The sequence below is a fragment of the Tardiphaga robiniae genome, from assembly GCF_013359755.1.
Lineage (GTDB): Bacteria > Pseudomonadota > Alphaproteobacteria > Rhizobiales > Xanthobacteraceae > Tardiphaga > Tardiphaga robiniae.
The window spans coordinates 1-3,254 of record NZ_JABMCJ010000080.1 but is presented as its reverse complement, the minus strand read 5'-3'; the positions used below and the strand labels follow the sequence as shown (position 1 = coordinate 3,254).

Genomic DNA, 3,254 nt, shown 5'->3' with positions numbered 1-3,254 from the left:
TCGGTGCAGGCAGGCGCGCCATCCAGATGCGCAACGCCAAGGGTGTCGTCCTGACGCTGGAAGGCGAGCAACTGGGCCTCCAGTTCGATTTCGACCTGAGCGGAATGAGCGTCTCCATCCAGAACCAGTAATCGGATGCACAACGTCAATGCGTTTCCCTTCACTGCGACATCCAACCAGCAAGCGTAGCGCGGATTGGCGACCTGTCCGCCGTAGCTCGCAGAGCGAATGCGGAAGTGTCATCCGCCGCTCTCGTTCTCCACAATTGGTGCAATACGCGTCGCACCAGCGTCCTACTCACTGGAACGAGCCGTATCGGCGCGTAATGCGGATCGCATGCAGCGGCAATGATTGGTACAACCGAACGGCCGGCAACGTCGTGGATATGAGAAATGGTGCCTCCCCGCTCCGACCGATCTTAACCTGCGGCGAATAGAGCATTCATCGCCGCTCAAAAAGCCTTATTGGATCGGTCCATTGATCCAGATCAAGCCAGATCGCGACTCAAAGCTTCATGGTGCAATTGATCTACGATCCGTGTTCTCCCGAAATCGAGGCTGCAATGATCGGACAGATATTCAGGCCTCTGGCGTTGACGCTGATCATGCTGACGCAAGCGGTAGCCGCTTCGCCTGCAGAACAGCGGGGCAAGACCTTTGTCCTGAACAATTGTGCGCAGTGCCATTCCATCGACAAGGTGACGCCAAGCCCGCTGAAAATTGCGCCGCCCTTCCGAACGCTGCATCTGCGCTACCCAATCGAATCCCTCAGCGAAGCCCTGGCCGAAGGCATTTCCACGGGCCATCCGACCATGCCGGAGTTCCAACTCGACCTGGATCAGATTCACGATGTGCTGTCGTATCTGAAGACGCTCGAATAGCCGGACATCGTCGTGGCGAGCACCGCGCTGAGCGTGATGAACTGCGCCAAGCGAGGGCGGATTAGCGCAGCGTAATCCGCCGCCACTGTTTCTCGGCGGAATACGCTTCGCACTTGCACCCTACGCGCTGCGTTTTCCCTAGTCCCTTGGATGTCTTGCAGTACGCGGTCAAACCGTCCACGGCCATTGTCGAGGCACGAGGCGCGCTTCATTCACCAGAGGTCGGGCACGGCTAGGCGCTGGTGACGCAGCGCCGCGTGATGTGGTTGATGTCCAGCGCACCCACCTGCCGCATGATCGTGATGAACTCATCGTCCAGGATCTGCAGCACCCGGTCCACGCCGGCCTCGCCGAACGACGCCAGGCCCCACACGTATGGCCGGCCAATGCCGACGGCCGCGGCGCCCAAAGCGAGCGCCTTCAGGACATCGGTGCCGCGGCGTACACCCCCGTCGATGAGCACAGGGATGCGCCCGCCCACCGAATCCACGACCTCTGCCAGCACACCGATCGTCGACTGCCCGCTCTCTTCTGCGCGCCCGCCGTGGTTGGAGACGATCAGGCCGTCCACGCCATGGCGCAACGCCTCCTTGGCGTCCTCACCCGTCATGATGCCCTTCAGCACGAGCTTGCCCTTGACGATCCCGCGCAGGCGATCGACGAACTCCCACGTCATCCCGGTGCCGTAGAGGTTGGTGACTTTGGAAACGTCGATGTCCGCGAAGTTGGCCTTGCGGCTGACCTCATTGGTGAAGCCCGGTGTGTGACAGCCCGAGCACTCGCGCAGGTCCTGGCGCCGCTCGCGGAACAGGGTTTCGGTGTTGCGGCCGCCCTGGCGGTCGACCGTGAGGACGATCGCCGGAGAGCCCGCACTCTCGGCGCGCTGCACCAGCGCCCGCGTCACGTTCCAGTCATCGGTCGGATACAACATGAACCAGGCGGGCCGGCCGTGCGCCTTGTTGACGTCGACGATGCTCGCATTATCGACCGTCGAGAGAATCATCTGATGGTTGCGCTTGGCAGCGGCGCGCGCCACGGTGACCCCCGCCTCGGGATCGTAGGCACCGAGGCTGCTGACCGGGCACATGAAGATGGGGCTGGCCCAGGTTTCGCCGAAGATCTTCACGCTGGTGTCGATCTTCCGGGCATCGATGAGACGCTGGACGCGGATGTTGTACTTCGCGAAGGCCGTGTGGTTGGCGTCGCGCGTCACGTCGCCGTCGACGCCGCTCTGGAGGTAGCCCCAGTGGGCCGGCGCGTCCTGGCTGAGCACGGCCTTCTTCGCCGCCGGCTCGAACTCAAACACATCCAGCGCATCGGCCGGAGCGGTGATGATGCCGTCCGGACCGAACGCTCGTCGCGAGCCGCGCAGCACGTCGTAGCTCTGCGCGAGCGCATCCGAATTAGCCGTCAACAGGGTGGTGATCGTACCGAGAGAGGTCGCCGCGAGAAGAGGACTAGCGGCGAAAAAACGCAGGAGTTGGCGGCGCGCGATCATGGTGCGCTCTGAAACGTCCGGCGCCCCGGCTGCACTCGTCGCCTTCACCAGCGTCGTCCTGCGCGAGAGACCTGTCATCGTGTTCTTTCGAATGCGAATGAGTGCTGCAGGTTAGGCGGATTGGTCTGTATCGTCGTCACGTCAGTGTCATCAGGTAGGCGATGACATTCCGGCGATATAATGACAATTTTGGTCGCATGTCCATCGGCAAGCCGTGGCCGGATGAGCGCTGCGTAATCCGCCATCGTCGTATCGACGCAATACGCTTTCGCCTTCGCTCTGCGAGCTACGGCGGACAGGTCGCACTTGCGCCCCACGCGTTGACGTCGGACGTTGCGCCCGTTGGGAGGCGACCGCGCGTCGACCTCCGTTATTGACGAGTCCTGCGATGCTCTATCTAGTTGCCGCGGGGCCGTCACGCGGCAGCCCGATGACCGGAATATCAATATGCGCTTTCAAATAGCTCGCTGCCTCACGCGTCTCACCGTCGCAACTCTGCTGTCCGCCGCACTGTCGCTGCCCGCTCACGCGGACACCGGCAAAGTCCGCTTCAAGTTCTTCAAGGCCGGATGGTTCATCGGCGCGCAGGCAGGGAGCGGAATCCTCAGTTTCCGTGGGGAGATGTATCCGTTTCGCATCGGCGGCGTGAGCGCGGGCCTGACGTTTGGGGGCTCCTCGACCGATCTGGTCGGCGCGGCGCAAAATATGCATCAGGCTTCGGACATCGAAGGCATTTATACGGCGCTCGGTGCAGGTGTGGCGGTCGGTGCAGGCAGGCGCGCCATCCAGATGCGCAACGCCAAGGGTGTCGTCCTGACGCTGGAAGGCGAGCAACTGGGCCTCCAGTTCGATTTCGACCTGAGCGGAATGAGCGTC

At 62.4% G+C, this 3,254-nt stretch carries 3 protein-coding genes; 2 read left to right on the top strand and 1 reads right to left on the bottom strand.

What is annotated here, in order from left to right; translation table 11 throughout:
- The first annotated feature begins 604 nt into the window (after positions 1–604).
- Entirely contained in the window at positions 605–880 is a 276-nt protein-coding gene (locus HP556_RS11945; RefSeq protein ID WP_246297650.1) for a c-type cytochrome, read from the top strand.
- Positions 881–1,112: 232 nt separating this feature from the next.
- Here HP556_RS11945 and HP556_RS11940 read toward each other — a convergent pair whose 3' ends face one another.
- Positions 1,113–2,456: an alpha-hydroxy acid oxidase gene (locus tag HP556_RS11940; protein WP_246297648.1), complete on the bottom strand. Its 1,344-nt coding sequence runs from the start codon at positions 2,454–2,456 to the stop codon at positions 1,113–1,115.
- Positions 2,457–2,720: 264 nt separating this feature from the next.
- Here HP556_RS11940 and HP556_RS11935 point away from each other — a divergent pair.
- Positions 2,721–3,254, top strand: a 534-nt coding sequence (locus HP556_RS11935; RefSeq protein WP_338117565.1) for a lipid-binding SYLF domain-containing protein, incomplete at its 3' end; no start/stop codon positions are given.